Source organism: Bacillus sp. FSL R9-9497 (assembly GCF_038005805.1).
Lineage (GTDB): Bacteria > Bacillota > Bacilli > Bacillales > Bacillaceae_G > Bacillus_A > Bacillus_A cereus.
Genome location: NZ_JBBOTY010000001.1, coordinates 3,977,974 through 3,998,347, shown reverse-complemented (window position 1 = coordinate 3,998,347; position 20,374 = coordinate 3,977,974). Strand labels below are relative to the sequence as shown.

Here is a 20,374-nt window from a genome sequence, read left to right as displayed (position 1 = left end):
TTATTTTTTAACAAAAATCAAACATTTTTTGTGTACACTTAGAGTAGATATTGTGTATGAAAGGGGAAGAGGACATGATTAAATTATTTGTAAGTGATTTAGATGACACGCTCGTTTACGATGTGAATCATATGCAAAAAGAAGATGAACGTGCGCTGTGTTGGTTAGCTGAGAAAGGGACAAATATTTGTTTTGCCTCTGGCCGCTTTACACACAGAATTGATGAAGTTGTAAAAAGGTTTGCATTCCCATATTACACAACTGGCTTAAATGGAGCGACAATGTTACTTCCAGATGGAAATTTATTTCATGAATCGAGTTTTGAAAATGTGGTTGCCCAGGAAATATATCGATATATACATAAAAAAGGACTAGCGGATATTGTTTGTGCAAATGAGCAGCGATATACAAAAAGGAAGAATGAACATCACCATAATTTTGAAGCATATATGGGCGTGCATATCGCTGAAATTGAAGCGTTAGAAGAAGAGTTTGGTAAGACTGTACACCCTGCAAAATTGTTTATTTTTGGAGAAGAAGAGAAAATTGTGACGTTAGATCAAGAGCTACGAGATACGTTTCAAGGCGAAGCGGAAGTTTTTATATCAGGTAAACGCTATGTTGATATTATGCCAAGAGGCGTGAGTAAGGGGAGTGCTCTAAAGCGACTAATGGATCATTTGCAAATTGAAGCAAATGAAGTTGCTTGTATTGGAGATTCTTTCAATGATATTTCTATGTTTGAAGTAACCCCGCATTCATTTACTCTTCATCATGCCCATCCATATGTAAAGGAGAAAGCAAATCATATAGTGCGTTCGGTTGAAGAGGCTGTTATGAAATTACCGTTACTTGTATAAAAAAGAAGCCCGTCATTGGCGGGCTTCTTTTTTACTTGAATAAAGATTTAACAAAATCAATGATACTTGAGAAGAAATCTTTCACTTTATCTAGAAAACTTTGCCCTTCTTCAGATCCTAAAAAGGCAGAAACATGTTCTTTTGCTTTGTTTAATTGACTACCAACTTGATTCCAATCGATATTAAGATTCTTCATTTTATCAAATAACGATACTAAGTTATCTAACTGTTCATCTGTTAATGTAATGCCGAGTTGATCAGCAATTTTTTTAATTAATGAACGTAAATCTTCTGTTGTTTTTGGCTGTTCTTTTGCAATTTCTTCTTTAATTTTTGCAACAAGTTGAACTGCTTTTTCTTCACCAATTTTATCACCAAGCTGGGCTGTTTGTACCATTTCTTCATTCGCTACTTTTTTAACTTCTTCAGGAATTTGTTTATTGGACGCAGTTTCGTATGCTTTCATTAATCCAGTTAAAGCTGCAGTTCCTGAAACTTTAAAAGGTGCAGTAATTTGAATTTCTGCATCTTTTACACCTGCTGTAATCAAAGCGTTAGTGTACATTGCATCTGTTACCCAGTTAATGTTCTTTGATCGTACAATAAGACCAGATCCTGGTTTTGTGTATGTAATCATAGAAGAAGAAATTGCTCTCGTACCAATTTGTGCTTTTGGAACAATGCCTTCTAGAAATTTATGTTCTTCCGCATTAGATACAGTGATAATTGTAGCATCTTTTGGTGCTTTCATTTCTTTTAACAGATCTTGTTTTTGTTGTTCGGATAAGTTCTCTCCTAATGTAACAATTGATTCTCCCTCGATGATGTCTGCAAATGAAGCTGTTGGCATCATAAATACCGTTACAGCTAATAGCAGAGCTAATAATTTCGTTTTCACGAAAAATCGCTCCCTTTCTCTTTCTAAAATTTTCGGGCAACAAAGTTATTATAGTATATATTTCTTATTTGTCACCTAGCTTTTTCCACATTTCAAAAAAGAAGTATCTAGATTGTCGGATTCTTTTTGTTTCTAGTCATGAATGTGGTAATATAGTGCTGAGATAATTGAAAGGAGACATATACGTATGAAAACTTTAGGATACATATTAATGGAAAACGGTGAAAAAATCGACTTGGAATTTTTCCCAGAAGAAGCACCGAAAACAGTAGAAAACTTTAAAAAATTAGCAGAGCAAGGATTTTATGACGGTGTGACATTCCACCGTGTTATTCCTGGCTTCGTAAGCCAAGGTGGAGACCCAACAGGTACAGGTGCAGGTGGCCCAGGTTACTCTATTCCATGTGAAACTGATGGAAACCCTCATAGACACCTTGTAGGATCACTTTCTATGGCTCACGCTGGCCGTAACACAGGCGGTAGCCAATTCTTTATCGTTCATGAGCCACAGCCGCATTTAGATGGTGTTCATACTGTATTTGGTAAAGCAACAAGCGGTATTGAAACAGTATTAAAAATGCGTCAAGGCGATGTAATGAAAGAAGTTAAAGTTTGGGAAGAATAAGGTAAGGAAAAAGAGAGCTTTTGCTCTCTTTTTTATTTTTAATGAGATTGAGTACTTCTTCTACAGCTCATCATACAAGTAGTATTGTTGCTAAAATATATTGCTTGTGAGAACAAACCTTTAACCAATTACATAGAATACATTACATTATATGTTTCAATAAATATTTTTTGTTATATTAATTTTGCTAGAATTGTGCTGCTTTAGGGTAACTATGAATGAAGTGCTGTTGAATGATATGTTTCTTTCCATTCCATATAAAATTTTCTTTTTTTAACTCTATTTATTAAAGGAATAGTGCTGAAACATAGATTTGACTTTCTTCTTTTCGCTTTGTATGATTATCAAGTTGTTTTAGACTCTTCTCACTCTGTTGAAAATATTGTAAAATGAATGTGATATGAAAAGAGTGATTGAGGGGATTACTAGTTTGTAACTTTTGTAAGAAGGGATAAGGGTTATGTTAATTCGTTTTAAAAAAAGTTATGAAAAAATTGCAATGGGGCTTCTTTCGTTTATGCCAACTGAAAAAGATGTGAAAACATTACAATTGACAATGAAAGAATATGAAGCAAAAGATGATTGGCAATTGTATTTGTGGAAAGAAAATGAAGATTTTGTTGGAATAATGGGGATTGTAAAAAAAGAGAATCAAGTATTAGAAATTCAGCATTTGAGTGTGAACCCGTCTCACCGTCATGTGGGGATTGGGACGAAGATGGTTCAAGAGTTAAAGAGTAAATTTCTTGAGTTTACAATTTGCGGAAATGAGCAAACGGCAAGTTTTTGCGAAAAATGTAAAGGGCTAGAACAAAATATACATTCGTGAAAGCAGAGATAAGTAGTTTATTATCTCTGCTTTCTTTTTTGTAATTGTTCGTTTCGTTCAGTAATGACCTCTGTGCGATCACGCAAAGTGTGCTTGTTTATAATATATTCACCTGGGATAGCATTCAAGTCTTTCCAAGAGAGGTTTTGTTTTTGACATAACTCTATGCACTGCTTCTCTAACGATGGATCTGATAAGGGTAAAAATAAAGGTACAAAACGTTCTTTTTTATGGATAGATTGCAATCTGTCATTGAGCAAGGAAAGAAGTTGTACTTGATTAATTCCTAAACGTTGTAAAGGCACACCGCTTTTTTCTAAAATTGTGATTGCGCTTTTCATCATTTTTGTGGAACCATTCCAATTAGCACGTCTTTGGTGGTATAAAGAAACTGCAATTTGAATGAGACCAACTAAGTAATGATCACGATTACCTCTTGGTTTTGTTTTCCAATACTCTTCTAGTATTTCGTGGCATTCAAAATAGTCATAATCTCCATGGAAATGAATTAAAAATTGTATGTATTCGGTAGGATACATGTTTTCTCGCTCCTATCTAACGGTTATACATATAAGTGTATCATAGAAATATGAACAATAAACGACTAGGAGGTTTCCCCCTAGCCGTTATTGTTCATATTAGCAGAAGCAAGCTGCTCCTACAATAATTAGCAAAATAAACAGTACAACAAGTAATGCGAACCCACCGCTAAAACCACAATCAACGTGACCCATAGTTTTTTGACCTCCTACATTGTTCTTACTACACTGTTATCATATGAAGTGGTGGGCATGATGACATAGGCATCGGTCTATTTTTAATTAAATTTCTTAAAAAGGTTGGATAGAACATGAGTATGCTCTATACTTATGTTGTTATAGAAAAAATGTGGTGGGATGCTTTGTGCAATATAATTTTAAAGTAGAGGCTTTTGAAGGGCCGTTAGATCTATTGTTACATTTAATACATCGTTATGAAATTGATATATATAATATTCCTGTAGCAGATATTACAGAGCAATATTTATCTTATGTGCATACGATGAAAGAACTTCAATTAGATGTTGCAAGTGAGTATTTAGTAATGGCTGCAACGTTATTACAAATTAAAAGTAAGATGTTGTTGCCGAAACATGAAGAAGATGTACTTGATAACGGTGATGATTTTATAGATGATCCTCGTCAAGAATTGATGGAGAGGTTAATTGAATATAAGAAATATAAGCAAGTTGCTACTGAGTTAAAAGAAAGAGAACAAGAAAGAGCACAGCTATATACACGTCCACCAATTGACTTTACATCGTTGCAACAAGAAGAGGAGACAAGCTTACCTCTTGATGTTACGTTATATGATATGCTAGCAGCATTTCAAAAATTAATGCGCCGTAAAAAGGCAAAAAAACCTGTAACAACACGTATTACTCGTCAAGAAATACCAATTGAACAGCGAATGACTGATATTTTAAAGCAGTTAAAAATAAAGGGTGGTCGCCAAAGTTTTTATGATTTGTTTGTTGATGATGAACGTGAAATAATGGTTGTAACATTTTTAGCAGTTCTGGAACTTATGAAAAATCAACAAATCATAATTGAGCAAGAACATAATTTTGATGAAATTTTCGTATCAAGCTCTAATAAATCTGCATAGAGCAAGTATGTGAAAATGGGATAGAAACATTTTATCTCATGCTATGTTTTTATGTATCGTTTGGAACAAGAGAAAAAATATTGAACCGAACGCATTAATTGTGATTCGGTTTTTTTGATGTGTATTTTTATGAGAAAATAGAAGGAAGGAGCTCGTGAAATGGATAGGAAAGAACAAAAGTCAATTATTGAAGGCCTTTTATTTGTTTCTGGTGATGAAGGGATTTATCCAGAACAAATAGCGAAAGTTCTTGAAATTGAAATGAATGAAGTAATAAATATTTTAGAAGAAATGCAACAAGAATGTGAAGGTGCAAACCGTGGTTTGCAAATTGTACAGTATGCAAAAGTATATCGTTTTGCTACAAAGAAAGAACATGCTTCATATTATCAAAAATTAATAGATACACCAACAGCTGCTTCACTCTCACAAGCTGCCCTCGAAACTTTAGCGATTGTTGCATATCGCCAACCAATCACAAGGACTGAAATGGAAGAGATTAGAGGAGTTAAAACTGATAAGGCGTTACAAACGTTGGTTTCACATTTACTTATAAAAGAAATGGGAAGAGCAGAAGGACCAGGGCGTCCTATTTTATACGGAACAACAAAAGAATTTTTGGACACATTTGGATTGAAAACATTAGATGATTTACCACTGCTTTCTGAAGAGAATGAACAAATGAATGAAGCAGATTTATTCTTCGGTTCCTTACAAGAGATATCGAAATAAAAGCTTAGCATTTTGCTAAGCTTTTTTTGTATATCAATTATTTACAGTGCCATACTAAATGAAAAAAGGAGACGAGTTATGAGAGGTATGCGGATTATTTTATTATTAGTTTCTGTTTTATTATGTTTTTCTTTAAATAGCGCATCAGCTAAAAGGTATATGATGTCCATTCATACTACGTCTCCTTTACATATGCATCGGCAACATCTTAGTAAAATGAAAGTGAGCTTTTTAAAAGTGGGGCAAGGTGACGCAACACTTATTATAATGCCAAATGGACAAACAATGTTAATTGATGGAGGACCTTATGAAGCAGGAGAGGTTATTATTCAGAAATTAATTGAGAAAGGGATTAATCATTTAGATGTAATTGTCAGTACGCATCCCGATATGGATCACATAGGGGGGTTAATTCCAATTGTAGAGCAAATGCCGGTATCGCTTATATTAGATAGCGGAAAAACATATAGTTCTCTTACTTATCATACGTATCGGAATAATATTAAAAAAAGAGGGATACCTTTCGTTTCAGTAAAGGAAGGACAATATATACCGCTGGATCCACATGTTTCTATACAAGTATTAAACAACGGGAAATCAAAAGATGAAAATAATGAATCATCAATTGTTTTAAAGGTGCGATATGGAAAAGCGGATTTTTTATTAATGGGTGACGCGGATGTACGGACAGAACATGAAATATTAAAACAATTTGATGTCCATGCAGATGTGTTAAAAGTGGGGCATCACGGCTCATATACTTCAACAAGTGAAACGTTTATAAAAAAAGTGGAACCGCAGTTTGCTATTTTGTCGTACGGGAGTAGTAATCCGTATGGACATCCTCACCAAAGTGTAGTGAAACGCTTAAAAAGGCACGGTATAATGGTATATAGAACGAATAAACGTACAGTAGAAATGGAAACAGATGGTGAACATATTATGTTAGAGTCTAGCGGGTTAATGCCATTATTGAAGTGATTTCTAGATTAGGGGGCGATACTGTCCCTTTTTGGAAAAATGAATAATATATATTATAATTATAAGAGACGTAAGAAATTTCCTTTTCTGTTGAATAAAAAGGAAATTTCATTAGAATGTATAGACAACTACTCGTGCGTATATTAAGATGGAACTAGGCGAATAAGGTAATAATAACAAGTAGGTAATTCATGGGAAAGGATCGATGAAAATGAAAACGCAAATTGTCATCAATGCCAAAATTTACACAGGTCAAGAAATAGTGGAAAACGGATTTATTCGTTACGCAGAAACCATTAAAGAAATTGGTTTGATGGCTCAATATGTACCACAAGAAAATGAAACTGTTTTTGATGCTACAGGGAAGATTGTAATTCCAGGTATGATCGATGTTCATATTCATGGTGGATACGATATTGATGCGATGGATGCAAATAGCGATGGGTTAGTAACTCTAGGTAAAGAAATGTTAAAAGAAGGGGTTACAACTTACTTCCCAACAACAATGACACAAGCTCCAGAGGCAATTGAAGCAGCGTTAACTGCTGCAAAAGAAGCAAAAGAAAAAGGAGCGCATTTCGAATATATTCACTTAGAAGGACCTTATGTTTCAAAGAAACGTGCAGGTGCACAACCACTTGAACATATCGTTCCTGCAAATATTGAGCAATTTAAACAATGGCAAGAAGCAAGTGGGAATTTAATTAAATTAGTAACATATGCACCAGAAGAAGAGGGAGCGTTAGAGTTTGAACAATATCTTGCTGAAACTGGTGTAGTTGGCACAATGGGGCATACAGATGCAATTGATGCGCAACTAAAAAATAGAAAGATTACACATGCGACACATTTATACAATCAAATGCGTGGATTACATCACCGTGAACCAGGAGTTGTTGGTCATGTGTTATTAAATCCAGATGTAATGGTTGAAGTAATTACAGATGGCATTCATATTCACCCTGATATGGTGAAATTAGCATATAAGTTAAAAGGACCAAAAAAAGTAAGTGTTATCACTGACGCAATGCGTGCAAAGGGTCTTGAAGATGGATTATATGAGCTTGGCGGACAGCCAGTACATGTAAAAGATGGTAGTGCTCGATTAGAAGATGGAACGTTAGCTGGTAGTATTTTAAAAATGGATCAAGCTTTCCGAAATGTAATTGAATTTACAGGTTGTTCAATCGAAGATGCAGTACTGATGACATCAGTTAACCAAGCAGAAGAGTTTGGATTAAATAATAAAGGTGCATTAGCGGTAGGAAAAGATGCAGACTTTGTTGTGATGAATGAAGATTTACATGTATATGATACGGTTCGTTTAGGAATTCATATGAAGGAAGGGAAGTAATTAAATGAATATTCTTGTTGTAAAAACGCCAGAAGAACTAGCAGAAGCAGGTTATAAATTAATTGAAGAAGTTGTAAAAACAAAAGAAAATCCAACGTTAGGAATGGCTACAGGAAGCTCTCCATTAGGTATTTATGCAGAAATGCGAAAAAATAAACTTGATACAAGCCGTGTAACCACTGTAAACTTAGATGAGTACGTAAATTTACCACATGAAGATAAAAACAGCTATCATTATTTCATGCAAGAACAGTTGTTTGATCATCTTCCATTTAAACAAACTTATGTACCAAACGGGATGGCAAGTGATTTAGAGGAAGAGTGCAAACGTTACGAGAGCATTCTAGCTGCTAACCCAGTTGACCTACAGATTCTTGGAATCGGTGAAAACGGTCACATCGGATTTAATGAGCCAGGAACACCGTTTAATTCTCCAACAAACATTGTTGAATTAACAGAATCTACACGCCAAGCAAACCTTCGCTTCTTCGAAAAAGAAGAAGATGTGCCAACTCATGCGATTACAATGGGAATTGGAAGCATTATGAAAGCGAAACAAGTTCTACTAGTTGCTATGGGTTCTAAAAAGGCAGAAGCTGTTAAAGAATTATTGCAAGGTGAATATAGTGAAGAGTGTCCGGCTACAGTTTTACAACGTCATCCGAATGTAACCGTAATCGCTGATCAAGAAGCTCTATCTTTATGCAGTGAGGCGATTGCTGATGAACATCGACAAGTATTCACCATTTCCGATCTATTATCAGATTCAAGAGTGGGTGAAACAGCTAATTGAGGACGGCGAATGGAAGCCGGGAGATAAAATCCCATCTGAGAATGAACTTTGTGATAAGTTCGAAGTGAGTCGAATGACAATCAGACAGGCGATTAATAATTTAGTGGAACAAGGCTATTTATATCGGAAGCGTGGAATTGGAACATTTGTCCAACTTCCGAAAGTGGAACAAAAATTGCAAGGAATGACGGGATTCACAGAAGACATGATTTCTCGTGGGATGAACCCAAGTAGTCAATTACTTAGTTTCCGCCTAGTTCCAGCTACTGCAAAAATAGCAGACCGGTTGAGAATACAGGAGGGGGAATCGGTTTATGAAGTGAGGCGTATTCGCTTAGCTGATGATGAACCGATTGCTTTTGAGACGACATATTTGTCGCCAGCTCTTGTAAAAGATATTAACGAAGAGATATTGCAACAATCTTTATATGAACATTTAGAGAAAAAACTGGGCTTTAAACTTGTTAGCGCTACTCAGTCAATTGAAGCTTCCGTTGCGACGGAAAATGAAGCTGAACATCTGCATATTCCTAAAAAGGCGCCTGTACTTGTAATGCGTCAATGGTCATATTCAGAAGGTGAGGTACCGCTAGAGTACGTGAAATGTATTTATCGTGGAGATCGTTATAAATTTATTACGAATATCGCACGTAACAAATAGTATATTTCAGTTTGTGAAGTACAGTGGAATTGAAAATGGTTAACATGTAAAGAAATAAAAATACGACTCATCCTTATAAGGAATGAGTCGTATTTTTATTATGAGCAATTACGTGGTTAACAGCATCTTTGACGTGATTTACTACATAGTGAGCGTGATTTTTTACTGCATCATCTGCTTGTGACATAGCAAAACTGTGAGGAGTTAAAGAAAACATAGGAATATCATTGTAAGAATCCCCTATACAAGCAATTTCCTCAGGTTTTATTTGAAACTCATTTAATAAAACAGAAATGGCAGAGCCTTTACTAACATTCGGTGGCATTACATCTAAACATTGTTCTGCTGAGATGAAAGTACTAACTTTCCCGTGGAATTTTTCATCAATTTTTTTCTGAAGGAGTTGTAAGTTCTCCTTTGTTCCACCGACAGAAATTTTATTTGGGAAAATTGTATCATCAATCTTCTGTAGTAAGTTTGGTTCTTCAACAGAAGTCATAGTTACTTGTTGTTCAAGTTCTTGAATAAAAGGTGTTTTCTCTTCAATGTAATAATTATGCTCATCACTTACATAACGGAAATAAGGATCTTCATTCGTCATAGCTAACAAATCGGGAAGTATGCTGGAATCAAAAGTTGCAGATAATAGTTGTTTATTTTCATGTGTATATACAAAAACACCATTTACACTAATGCGATGAAAATTTGTATTTACAGCTTTCATTAAGTCTGCAATTTCATTATCAAGTCTTCCGGAAGCGAAGCAAAGAATAACATTTTGTTCGGCAAGGCTGCGTAGTGCCGCAACATCTTGTTCATCAATAAGACCTCCGTGTTGCATCATTGTACCATCGATATCACTTACAAACATTTTAATCATGCTGTTATCTCCTTTCTATGTACAGTTGCTCTTACATTATACGCATCATATATAAACATGTCTAAAAAATGAATTTTTATTAAATGGCAGATGTTTTACATTGACGACAAAGAAGAATATTCTGTAACATGAAAGTAGGCTATTTAAGTACGAGGGTGGTGTTATATGAATAATTATCTAGAAATTAAAAAAGTTTTAAATAATAATGTCATCATTGCTAGCCATCCTGAACATGAGGAAGTAGTAGTGATTGGAAAAGGAATTGGATTTGGGAAAAAAGCGAAAGATGTATTGGAGCAAGAACAAATCGAAAAAATGTTTGTCTTAAAAAATGAACGTGATCGTGAACAATATAAATTATTAGTGCCGCATATTAGTGAAAAATTGATTGAATTGATGAACGATATTATGCTGTACATTCAAGGAAAAGCGAAATCTCCACTAAATGAACATATTCATATTGCGTTAACGGATCATATTTCATTTGCGATTAAAAGGTTAAAACAAGGACTTACAATTGATAACCCTTTTTTAGTTGAAACAAAAATGCTCTATCCAGAGGAATATGAAATTGCGGAAGGTGTTGTACAACTTTTAAATTCTCGTTTGCAAATTACATTGCCAGAAGGAGAAATTGGTTTTATTGCACTTCACATTTACAGTTCGCTTACAAATTCTGATTTATCTTCAGTTAATCAAAACTCCCGTCTCATTGCACAACTTGTATCTTTAATTGAGACAAACTTACAAATTACATTAGACCAAGAGAGCATTCATTATTTACGCCTTATTCGTCATCTTCAATATGCTATTGAGAGGGTGAAAAAAGGAGAAAAAGTAGAAGAATCGCAAAGTTTTGCTGATTTATTAAAGGCGGAGTATCCAGTTTGCTATAACTTGGCTTGGAAGCTAGTTAAGGTCATGCAAAAAGAGTTGCAACTACCTGTATATGAAGCTGAAAGTATTTATTTAACGATGCACTTGCAACGCTTAGTGAAGGCAGAGCATGTGTAAAAAGTCATATATTTTTGTCTAAAATGAAAACGTTAAAAAAAATGATTGAATCGCTTACAATAGTTATGTATAATAACTATTGCAAAGTTATACAAATTTCGACAAACACATTAAGGTGAGTAACGAAAACGTTTGCCTTAATTATAGTGAACTTATACGTAAACCTATTTTTGACACGTGTTACTGATTCGATCAGGCATGAGTGGAGAAAAGTAAGGAATGTAAGCTAGAGAAAGGGATATACTACCCTTTGTATAGCTATCGTTCTATCTTTTTTTCCTCATGTCTTTTTGGCGTTTGTCGGAAGGTATCAATATAGATAAGAGAGGAAGGGTTTCCATGTTTAAGAAGATCTTTGGTGTTCTTCAAAAAGTCGGAAAAGCGTTAATGCTTCCAGTAGCGATTTTACCGGCGGCAGGTATTTTACTTGGATTTGGTAATGCATTTCAAAATCCACAGTTAACAAATGTTATTCCTGCTTTAAAAGCAGATTGGTTCGTAATGGTTGCAAAAATTATGGAACAATCTGGTGATATTATTTTCGCTAACCTTGCATTATTATTCGCAGTTGGGGTAGCGATTGGTTTAGCTGGTGGAGACGGAGTAGCTGGTTTAGCAGCATTCGTCGGCTACTTAATTATGAACAAAACGATGAGTGTGTTCTTAGAAGTAGATAAGCTAGTGAAAGTAACAAGTTCTGGAGCAGACCCAGTAAAAATTGGATTTGCAGATCCAGCATATGCAAACGTATTAGGTATTCCAACGCTACAAACAGGAGTATTTGGTGGTATTATCGTCGGTATAGTAGCGGCATATTGCTATAATAAATACTTCAACATTGAATTACCATCATACTTAGGTTTCTTTGCAGGTAAGCGCTTCGTACCGATCGCAACTGCAACATTCTCTTTAATAGTAGGTATTATCATGTGCTTCATTTGGCCATACATTCAAGGTGGCTTAAACACGTTCTCACATCAAATGATTGATGCAAATAGAACAATCGCAGCATTTATATTCGGTTTAATTGAACGTTCATTAATTCCATTTGGATTACATCACATTTTCTATTCACCGTTCTGGTTCGAATTCGGTCAGTATACAAATGCAGCTGGCGAATTAATCCGTGGTGACCAAAAAATCTTTATGGCACAGTTAAAAGACGGTGTAGAATTAACAGCAGGTACATTTACAACTGGTAAGTATCCGTTCATGATGTTTGGTCTTCCAGCAGCAGCTTTAGCAATGTACCATGAAGCACGTCCAGAAAATAAAAAATTAGCAGCAGGTATTTTAGGTTCTGCAGCATTAACATCTTTCTTAACAGGTATTACAGAGCCACTTGAATTTTCATTCTTATTCGTAGCGCCAGTATTATTCGGAATTCACGCTGTATTTGCTGGTCTATCATTTATGACAATGCAAATTTTAGGTGTTAAAATTGGTATGACATTCTCTGGTGGTTTAATTGACTTCCTATTATTCGGTGTATTACCAGGCCGTACAGCATGGTGGTGGGTAATTATTGTTGGTCTTGTACTAGCAGTTATTTACTACTTCGGATTCCGCTTTGCAATTCGCAAATGGAATCTAAAAACACCTGGTCGTGAAGTGGCAAATGCAAATGACGGCGCAGGAAAAGCAGAAGCAGGCGAACTTCCTCGTGAAGTATTAGTAGCACTTGGTGGTAAAGAAAACATTGCTTCTTTAGATGCTTGTATTACTCGTTTACGTGTTCAAGTTAACGAACAAAAGAATGTAAACAAAGACCGCTTAAAAGAACTTGGAGCAGCTGGTGTACTTGAAGTTGGAAATAACATTCAAGCTATTTTCGGGCCGAAGTCTGACACATTAAAATCACAAATTCATGATATTATGTCAGGTCGTACACCTCATGTTGAAAAAGAAGAACCTGTAAAAGTGGAAGAAACTCCTCAAAAAGTTGATGAAAATGAAACAATTGTATCACCAATCGAAGGAAAAATCTTACCAATTACAGAAGTACCTGACCAAGTATTCTCAGGAAAAATGATGGGAGACGGATTTGCAATTGAACCAACTGAAGGAACAGTAGTTTCTCCAGTGAACGGTGAGATTGTCAATGTATTCCCTACAAAACATGCGATTGGCATTCAATCTGAAGGCGGAAAAGAAATTTTAATCCACTTCGGTATTGATACTGTAAAATTAAATGGTGAAGGTTTTGAAGCGCTTGTAGCACAAGGCGACAAGGTGAAACAAGGCCAACCATTATTAAAAGTAGATCTTGCATTTGTAAAAGAAAATGCACCATCTATCATTACACCAATTGTCTTTACAAACTTACAACAAGGGCAACAAGTCGAATTGAAAAAAGATGGAAATGTTAAGAAGGGCGAAACCGCTATTATTGACATTCAGTAGGAATTTGACGCAAAATGTTTATAATTATAATAGGCGATGTGGTTGACCGAACATCGCCTATTATATACAATAGATGGTGTAGTACTCACGTCTATACAACTAAAAAATACTGTAATTTAAAGGAGATAAATTATCATGGAAAAAATCTTTAAAGTAACTAGCGACTCAGGAATTCATGCTCGTCCAGCAACTCTACTTGTAAACACTGCAAGCAAATTCGGTTCTGACATTAACTTAGAGTATAACGGAAAGAACGTTAACTTAAAATCAATTATGGGCGTTATGTCTTTAGGCATTCAACAAAACGCAGAAATTAAAATCACTGCAAATGGTGATGATGCAGCTCAAGCACTAGCAGCTATCGAAGAAACTATGAAAAACGAAGGATTAGGAGAATAATGACTCTTAACATTCAAGGGATCGCTGCATCAAGTGGGATTGCTATTGCAAAGGCTTTCAGACTTGAAAATCCTGAATTTAACATCGAAAAGAAATCAATTACAAACGAAGCTGCAGAAATTGCACGCTTAGACGCTGCGCTTGAGAAAGCAAAAACTGAATTAGAAGCTATTAAGGACCACGCATTTGCTGAACTAGGTGCTGACAAAGCTGCGATCTTTGAAGCACATTTATTAGTGTTAAATGATCCAGAACTAGTAAACCTAGTAAAAGATAAAGTAAATAGCGAAAAAGTAAATGCTGAATTTGCAATGGATGAAGTTGCATCAATGTTTATTTCTATGTTTGAAAACATGGATAACGAATATATGAAAGAACGTGCTGCGGACATTCGTGACGTAACAAAACGCGTTCTTGCACATTTACTAGGAATTAACTTCTCAAATCCTGGTACAATTTCTGAAGAGGTAATCATCATTGCTGAAGATTTAACACCATCTGATACAGCTCAGTTAAACCGTAAGTATGCAAAAGGTTTCACTACTGATATCGGTGGACGTACATCTCACTCTGCAATTATGGCTCGTTCTATGGAAATTCCAGCTGTTGTTGGTACGAAAGTTGTTATGGAGAAAATCCAAAACGGCGATATCGTTATCATTGACGGTTTAGATGGAGAAGTAATTGTAAACCCATCAGAAGAAACTCTTCGTTCGTTTGAAGAAAAGAAAGCGAAATTTGAAGAGCAAAAAGCTGAATGGGCTAAATTAAAAGACCAAGCCACTGTAACAAGTGACGGACATCACGTTGAGCTTGTTGCAAATATCGGAACACCACATGATGTACAAGGTATTATCGATAATGGCGGAGAAGGCGTTGGCTTATACCGTACAGAATTCTTATACATGGGCCGTGACAATCTTCCAACAGAAGAAGAGCAGTTCGAAGCGTATAAAGCAGTTCTTGAAGGTGTAAAAGAAGGTCAACCAGTCGTTGTTCGTACACTTGACATCGGTGGAGATAAAGAGCTTCCATACTTACATTTACCAAAAGAAATGAACCCATTCTTAGGATACCGTGCAATTCGCTTATGTCTTGATGAGCAAGATGTGTTCCGTACACAACTTCGTGCATTACTTCGTGCTAGCGTATACGGTAACTTAAAAATTATGTTCCCAATGATTGCAACTCTTGATGAGTTCCGTCAAGCGAAAGCGATTTTATTAGAAGAGAAAGCGAAACTTGTAGAAGCGGGTACAACTGTTTCTGATTCTATTGAAGTTGGTATGATGGTTGAAATCCCAGCTTCAGCAGTATTAGCAGATCAATTCGCGAAAGAAGTTGACTTCTTCTCTATCGGAACAAATGATTTAATCCAATACACAATGGCTGCAGACCGTATGAACGAACAAGTATCTTACTTATACCAACCATATAACCCATCTATTTTACGTCTTGTAAAAATGGTTATCGATGCTGCTCATAAAGAAGGCAAATGGGCTGGTATGTGTGGTGAGATGGCGGGCGATTCACTTGCTATCCCATTATTATTAGGATTAGGTTTAGATGAGTTCAGTATGAGTGCAACATCTATTCTTCCTGCAAGAACACAGCTAAGCAAGTTGTCAAAAGCAGAAATGGAAACATTAGCAGAAAAAGCATTAATGATGTCAACTGCTGAAGAAGTTGTTGAACTAGTTAAAAGCATATAAACAATAAAAAAACCTGAGCCGATTTGAAATCGGTCTCAGGTTTTTTCTATGAGAAAAGTAAATCTTATTTGCTTACTATTGAGGATAAGAGACAGAATTAGATAGCGATTGCAACGATATCAGTTGGGCATACACGTAAAATACCAGTAAAAGTATTTCGATTTTGATTGTTCTTATCGTCTTTATTGTTATCTTTGTCGTCTTTGTTATTACGAGCTAAAGCAGAGAAAAGAGCAACACCGTTAGCGAAACCTTCAAAAATTACATTATTGAAAGTGCCATTACCTCTAATGCTTAAAAGAGAAAGCTCTGTTCCAACTGAAATGCTAGCAAGTACGTTACATACAGCTGGTTGTTGTGGTCTAACTACTTCTCTCTCTTTCTCGCGATGTTCGCGATGGTCACACTCTCTTTCACGATGATGACAGTCTCTAAAGTTATCACAGCATCCAAATGATCCAAACATAATCCTCATCACCCCCTTCACACTTATAATCTATGTAAGTTCGGTAGTTAGTGACTGGACAGAGAGTGGAATTTTTTCTAGGGGATTTTCTCATTTTAAATGACTAGCTGGGTGTTTAGTATGGAATGATGTTTAAAATAGGGGGAATATAACAAAAAAATGTAAAAACCACCGAAATAAATGAAATGGGTAGCCTTTACACTTTTTTACTTTTATATAAAACGATGATATATACAGGAAGAGCTAGGAGTAGTGGCACAATGGATCGTGCAGTATGTTTTTCTGATTCTAATTGGAATGCTTCTTCTTTTGGAAATTGTAAAATGGAGATGTTTGCGGCATCACCAATAAAATATAGAAGCAGTACAGTTACTATGTAACATAAAAGTGCGATAAAGCTTCCGTATGAACTCAATGAAAATCCCTCTCTTGTTATCTATTTGTTATCATTGTATCACAATTGTAACAAAAATACACGGGTATATTTCAACACCTTAACAAAATTCGACACGAAACGTCACGTTTATTTATGAGGAGGGAATAGAATATACTTTTCCATAAGTATAAATGTCGAATGATTTGTAGTAATATTACAAAAGTATGACAGGAAATAAAAAAACGAAGGCAACGTAGTTACCTTCGTTTTTTATTATTTTGCCCACTCACTCACTTGCTCTACGCTCATGCGAGGTGCAGGGTGGCCTTTTAAAGTTGATTCACCAATTGTAATAAGCATAATTGGAACGTAACGAGATGAAACGTTAAATTCGTCTGTCAGTGCTTGTGGATTGAAGCCACCAATAGCACAAGTATCCCAACCAGTTGCTTTAGCTGCAAGCATAAGTTGCATTGCTGCTAAAGATGCATTTGAAAAGGCAGCATCTCTTGGGAATTGTTCACGAGCATATGCAGATTCAATATTTTTAGCTAAGCGTTCTTTTGCTTCTTCTTTCATAAATCCTTGTTCTACAATTGGACCATATACCGGCTCAACATTTTTATAAGCTTCTAAATCGCCTAAAATAGCGACTACTGCAGAAGCATCAAGAATTTGTTGTTGGTTATAAGCTATTGGGTGTAATCGTTTTTGTACATCTTCACCTTGAAAAACAAGGAATTTCCAGTGTTGTAAGTTCCAAGCGGAAGGTGCTTGTGCTGCGGCTTTTAAAATCTCATGTAATTCTGTAGATGAGATTTCTTTATTTGGGTTGAATGCACGTGTAGATGTGCGTTCATATAGAACATCAAAAAAGTTGTCGTTTGTCATTGTATATCCTCCAAATTGTATATCGAATTATTTTCAAAAAAATAATATACACTACTTACATTTTGTAAGTTATCGAATTTAAGAATATAATATCTTTATTTTAATTGTCAAGTTTTAAAAATTAGCTAGGGCATTCATACAAACGATACAATTCCTACAATCATACACTAAAAAAGGAATTTATAGAGTGAAAAGCGAAGATAACATTCTCAATTAGCTTGTTAATATGTGTCTCTCACAAATTAAAGTTTATTGGAGACCAGTCTTTTAAAAAAATTTGTGAGGAATTCAGTAGAACAAGATATATGAAGTGAGTGAAGACTAGTGATGAACATACTACATTTTTTATTAGAGAATACGGTTTTCCAAAATGTGTTACAAGATCTGCAGTTAAATGTCCTTTATATAGAAAATGGATGTAAGCATCAACAAACGGTAGAAAATATCCATCCAAAATGTATGTTTATAGCAAATAGTTTTGAAGAGGGCGAACTATTATTTCAAAGAACGAAACCACACATTATCATTACGTATGTAACAGATTATTCTCAAATAAAATATATAAAGAATATGTATACTCCGCACAGTACATTCATTGTCATTTGGGATCAACAAATAACAAAAGAATTCACAGATGTACTTGCATTAGGAATACGTAATATTGTAATAGCTCCTGTAACTCCGCAAGCAGTGTTAGAGGAAGTGAATAAGAGTTTGTATCAACTTTCTTTAGTAAGGCAAGTTAGTTTGCAGCAGGAATTGCTTCAAACGATGTTTGATTTTCAAAATGATCTATTATTTATAGTAGAAGATGATGAAATAGTTGATTGTAATACAAATTTTTTAGCTTTTTTCGGATATGAAAATTTGTTTGCCTATCGTGAGCAACATTTAGTATTTGCTGAACATTTTATTAGAGAAAATGGATACTACTCGACGACGCATGATATAACATGGCTAGACGATACTTTATCTAGTGGTAGAAGAATTAAGATGTTAAATTATGAAGGGGCAGTATCTACTTTTCTATTACGTGCGACACCATTGCCAGAAGATTTATCAAGATTTATTGTAAAGTGCACGGAAATTACAGAATTAGATGAAACCTATCAAGAACAAGAAAGACTTGCTATGATAGATTCATTGACAGAGATTTATAATCGTTTAAAGTTTCAACAAATACTAGAGGTAGAATGGGAAAAGGTAATACGTAGTGATGAGAAAATAGCAATCATTTTATTTGATATAGATAATTTTAAAACAGTTAATGACACATATGGTCATGATTTTGGCGATTTAGCATTAATACAACTTGCAGAGCTTATGAAATCTAAAGTGGAGCAGCAACATGTATTTGCAAGATGGGGAGGAGAAGAATTCATTATATTAGTGACAAATACAGTAGAAAAGGAAGCATTTCAAGTTGCGGAGTCATTACGATTCTTCATTGAAACAAAGCAATTTACTGGAATTTCGAAGTTAACAGCTAGCTTTGGAGTTGCGTTATATGAACAAGGAACTGCAAGAGAAGAATTAATGCAACGAGCGGACATTGCATTATATGAAGCGAAAAAAAATGGAAAGAATCAAGTATGTGTGTATAGAAAAGAAAAAATGTAATTTTTCGCAACAAATTGTTGCGATTTTTTTTTATTGTTTGATAATAGAATAGGGGGGGACAATTTTTAGCGAAGGAATTATGGAGGATCAATATGATAAAAAAAGTAATGGTGGTGGCTTCACTGTCTGCTATAGTTGGCGGCGGAGTATACTATTTTCTTGTTAGCCCCAATATAAAGGAAAACACTGTATTAACAACTAAAGTGAATCCTACTATTGAATCGGAAGTACAAGGGAATATAGAAGAAAAAGAAGAGCAACAAATTGATTATGCTAGTATATCTCAAAAATTAGATCAATATTTAGTCGGAAAGCAATTTAATGGAACAGTTTTGGTAACAGATAAAGAGCATGTTATATTGAATAAAGGATATGGGTATGCTGATGTTCAAAATAAAATAGAAAATACGCCTCAAACAAAATATCGTATCGGTTCTATTACGAAAACAGTTGTTGCCACATCTATTTTACAGTTGCAAGAACAAGGTAAATTGAATATTCAAGATAATGTAAATAAATATATTCCTTCATTTCCGGAGAATAAAAATATTACGCTATATCATTTATTAACGCATACCTCTGGTTTACCTGAACATGCGAAAGGAAATGTGAATGCGGCTTCCCGCTTACAATTAATTAATTGGATTGGACGTCAAAATTTAGAATTTCCTGCAGGAACAGGTTGGAGATATACAGATTATAATTATATGGTTCTTGCTTATATAATAGAACATATCTCCAAAAAACCATTAGGAGATTACATAAAAGAAAACATATTTTTAAAAGTAGATATGCATGAATCCGGTATGGGAAATATGGTACCTGGAGATAAAAATTTTGCAAAGGGTTATGTGAAAAAAAATCAAGAGCTTGTACCAGCGCAGAAGTTAGGCATGGATTGGCTATATGGTTGTGGTGAGATGTATACGACAGTTGGAGATATGAAGAAGTTAGACGAAGCTATTATAAATGGAAAACTTCTTTCTGAACAAAGTATACAAGCAATGTTTTCGCCTTCAGCAGAACGGAAATATGCATTTAGTTTTTATATATATCCAGATTATTTTCATAATCATGGTGTATTATCTGGTTGGAACACTTTCAATAATTTTAATAAAGAAAAAGGAATTTTTGTTATGTTATTTTCAAATGTGAAAAATAGTATGGATGATGACTTTAATAAAGAGTTCCGAAAGATGGTAAATGATTTATTAGAACAAAGGGGATGAGAAA

The 20,374-nt window shown here is 34.9% G+C and carries 22 protein-coding genes; 15 read left to right on the top strand and 7 right to left on the bottom strand.

Annotated elements, in window-relative coordinates; translation table 11 throughout:
- Positions 1-56: 56 nt before the first annotated feature.
- On the top strand, positions 57-860 hold the full coding sequence (locus tag MKY21_RS20475) for a Cof-type HAD-IIB family hydrolase (RefSeq protein WP_341077261.1): 804 nt from the start codon (positions 57-59) through the stop codon (positions 858-860).
- Between the two features lie 31 nt (positions 861-891).
- On the opposite strand, the gene MKY21_RS20470 is transcribed toward MKY21_RS20475, so the two are convergent.
- Positions 892-1,758: a DUF1002 domain-containing protein gene (locus tag MKY21_RS20470; RefSeq protein WP_000850515.1), complete on the bottom strand. Its 867-nt coding sequence runs from the start codon at positions 1,756-1,758 to the stop codon at positions 892-894.
- 187 nt (positions 1,759-1,945) lie between these two features.
- Here MKY21_RS20470 and MKY21_RS20465 point away from each other — a divergent pair, with 187 nt between their 5' ends.
- The gene (locus MKY21_RS20465; protein ID WP_000853782.1) at positions 1,946-2,383 is read left to right on the top strand and encodes a peptidylprolyl isomerase; all 438 of its coding nucleotides are present in this window, start codon (positions 1,946-1,948) and stop codon (positions 2,381-2,383) included.
- 460 nt (positions 2,384-2,843) lie between these two features.
- Positions 2,844-3,212 carry a GNAT family N-acetyltransferase RibT gene (ribT, locus tag MKY21_RS20460; protein WP_000908401.1) on the top strand — a complete coding sequence of 123 codons (369 nt, stop codon included), beginning with the start codon at positions 2,844-2,846 and terminating at the stop codon, positions 3,210-3,212.
- Positions 3,213-3,232: 20 nt separating this feature from the next.
- Here ribT and MKY21_RS20455 read toward each other — a convergent pair whose 3' ends face one another.
- The gene (locus MKY21_RS20455) at positions 3,233-3,751 is read right to left on the bottom strand and encodes a DUF309 domain-containing protein (RefSeq protein ID WP_000283589.1); all 519 of its coding nucleotides are present in this window, start codon (positions 3,749-3,751) and stop codon (positions 3,233-3,235) included.
- Positions 3,752-3,850: 99 nt separating this feature from the next.
- Entirely contained in the window at positions 3,851-3,946 is a 96-nt protein-coding gene (locus MKY21_RS20450) for a YjcZ family sporulation protein (protein ID WP_000510194.1), read from the bottom strand.
- A gap of 169 nt (positions 3,947-4,115) precedes the next feature.
- Here MKY21_RS20450 and scpA point away from each other — a divergent pair, with 169 nt between their 5' ends.
- From scpA to phnF, 6 genes are all read left to right on the top strand, one after another.
- Positions 4,116-4,859 (top strand): segregation/condensation protein A, encoded by a 744-nt coding sequence (gene scpA / locus MKY21_RS20445; RefSeq protein ID WP_001199753.1) that lies wholly within the window; start codon positions 4,116-4,118, stop codon positions 4,857-4,859.
- A 159-nt stretch (positions 4,860-5,018) separates the two neighbouring features.
- Positions 5,019-5,591 (top strand): segregation/condensation protein ScpB, encoded by a 573-nt coding sequence (gene scpB, locus MKY21_RS20440; RefSeq protein WP_000375170.1) that lies wholly within the window; start codon positions 5,019-5,021, stop codon positions 5,589-5,591.
- 78 nt (positions 5,592-5,669) lie between these two features.
- The gene (locus tag MKY21_RS20435; protein ID WP_001214829.1) at positions 5,670-6,572 is read left to right on the top strand and encodes a ComEC/Rec2 family competence protein; all 903 of its coding nucleotides are present in this window, start codon (positions 5,670-5,672) and stop codon (positions 6,570-6,572) included.
- 211 nt (positions 6,573-6,783) lie between these two features.
- Entirely contained in the window at positions 6,784-7,926 is a 1,143-nt protein-coding gene (gene nagA, locus MKY21_RS20430) for an N-acetylglucosamine-6-phosphate deacetylase (RefSeq protein ID WP_001987227.1), read from the top strand.
- 4 nt (positions 7,927-7,930) lie between these two features.
- Positions 7,931-8,719, top strand: a complete 789-nt coding sequence (nagB, locus tag MKY21_RS20425; RefSeq protein WP_001024210.1) for a glucosamine-6-phosphate deaminase — start codon at positions 7,931-7,933, stop codon at positions 8,717-8,719.
- Positions 8,649-9,380 (top strand): phosphonate metabolism transcriptional regulator PhnF, encoded by a 732-nt coding sequence (phnF, locus tag MKY21_RS20420; RefSeq protein WP_021727649.1) that lies wholly within the window; start codon positions 8,649-8,651, stop codon positions 9,378-9,380. The genes nagB and phnF overlap by 71 nt, the downstream gene beginning before the upstream one ends.
- A 73-nt stretch (positions 9,381-9,453) precedes the next feature.
- Here the strand turns inward: phnF and MKY21_RS20415 are convergent, their stop codons facing one another.
- Positions 9,454-10,260 (bottom strand): Cof-type HAD-IIB family hydrolase, encoded by an 807-nt coding sequence (locus tag MKY21_RS20415; RefSeq protein ID WP_000594241.1) that lies wholly within the window; start codon positions 10,258-10,260, stop codon positions 9,454-9,456.
- Positions 10,261-10,425: 165 nt separating this feature from the next.
- On the opposite strand from MKY21_RS20415, the gene glcT reads away from it, so the two are divergent.
- From glcT to ptsP, 4 genes are all read left to right on the top strand, one after another.
- Positions 10,426-11,274, top strand: a complete 849-nt coding sequence (gene glcT / locus MKY21_RS20410; RefSeq protein ID WP_061663479.1) for a glucose PTS transporter transcription antiterminator GlcT — start codon at positions 10,426-10,428, stop codon at positions 11,272-11,274.
- Positions 11,275-11,613: 339 nt separating this feature from the next.
- Complete coding sequence (gene ptsG / locus MKY21_RS20405; RefSeq protein ID WP_000473174.1) at positions 11,614-13,677, top strand: PTS glucose transporter subunit IIABC; 2,064 nt, start codon at positions 11,614-11,616, stop codon at positions 13,675-13,677.
- Between the two features lie 135 nt (positions 13,678-13,812).
- Positions 13,813-14,076, top strand: coding sequence for a phosphocarrier protein HPr (gene ptsH / locus MKY21_RS20400; protein WP_000411080.1), 264 nt, complete (start codon positions 13,813-13,815; stop codon positions 14,074-14,076).
- Positions 14,076-15,788: a phosphoenolpyruvate--protein phosphotransferase gene (gene ptsP / locus MKY21_RS20395; protein WP_341077259.1), complete on the top strand. Its 1,713-nt coding sequence runs from the start codon at positions 14,076-14,078 to the stop codon at positions 15,786-15,788. Before ptsH ends, ptsP begins: the two co-directional genes overlap by 1 nt.
- Positions 15,789-15,885: 97 nt before the next feature.
- Here the strand turns inward: ptsP and MKY21_RS20390 are convergent, their stop codons facing one another.
- The 3 genes from MKY21_RS20390 to MKY21_RS20380 all read right to left on the bottom strand — a co-directional run bounded on the left by MKY21_RS20390 (position 15,886) and on the right by MKY21_RS20380 (position 17,521).
- Positions 15,886-16,254, bottom strand: coding sequence for a DUF3915 domain-containing protein (locus tag MKY21_RS20390; protein WP_000468038.1), 369 nt, complete (start codon positions 16,252-16,254; stop codon positions 15,886-15,888).
- A gap of 196 nt (positions 16,255-16,450) precedes the next feature.
- Positions 16,451-16,669: a hypothetical protein gene (locus MKY21_RS20385; protein ID WP_000100485.1), complete on the bottom strand. Its 219-nt coding sequence runs from the start codon at positions 16,667-16,669 to the stop codon at positions 16,451-16,453.
- Positions 16,670-16,903: 234 nt separating this feature from the next.
- A complete protein-coding gene (locus MKY21_RS20380; RefSeq protein WP_000180372.1) occupies positions 16,904-17,521 on the bottom strand; it encodes a nitroreductase family protein in 618 nt (205 codons plus the stop codon).
- 327 nt (positions 17,522-17,848) lie between these two features.
- On the opposite strand from MKY21_RS20380, the gene MKY21_RS20375 reads away from it, so the two are divergent.
- Both MKY21_RS20375 and MKY21_RS20370 read left to right on the top strand, forming a co-directional pair.
- Positions 17,849-19,141: a GGDEF domain-containing protein gene (locus MKY21_RS20375; RefSeq protein WP_341077257.1), complete on the top strand. Its 1,293-nt coding sequence runs from the start codon at positions 17,849-17,851 to the stop codon at positions 19,139-19,141.
- Positions 19,142-19,233: 92 nt separating this feature from the next.
- Positions 19,234-20,370 carry a serine hydrolase gene (locus tag MKY21_RS20370; RefSeq protein WP_000592914.1) on the top strand — a complete coding sequence of 379 codons (1,137 nt, stop codon included), beginning with the start codon at positions 19,234-19,236 and terminating at the stop codon, positions 20,368-20,370.
- The last annotated feature ends 4 nt before the right edge of the window (positions 20,371-20,374 follow it).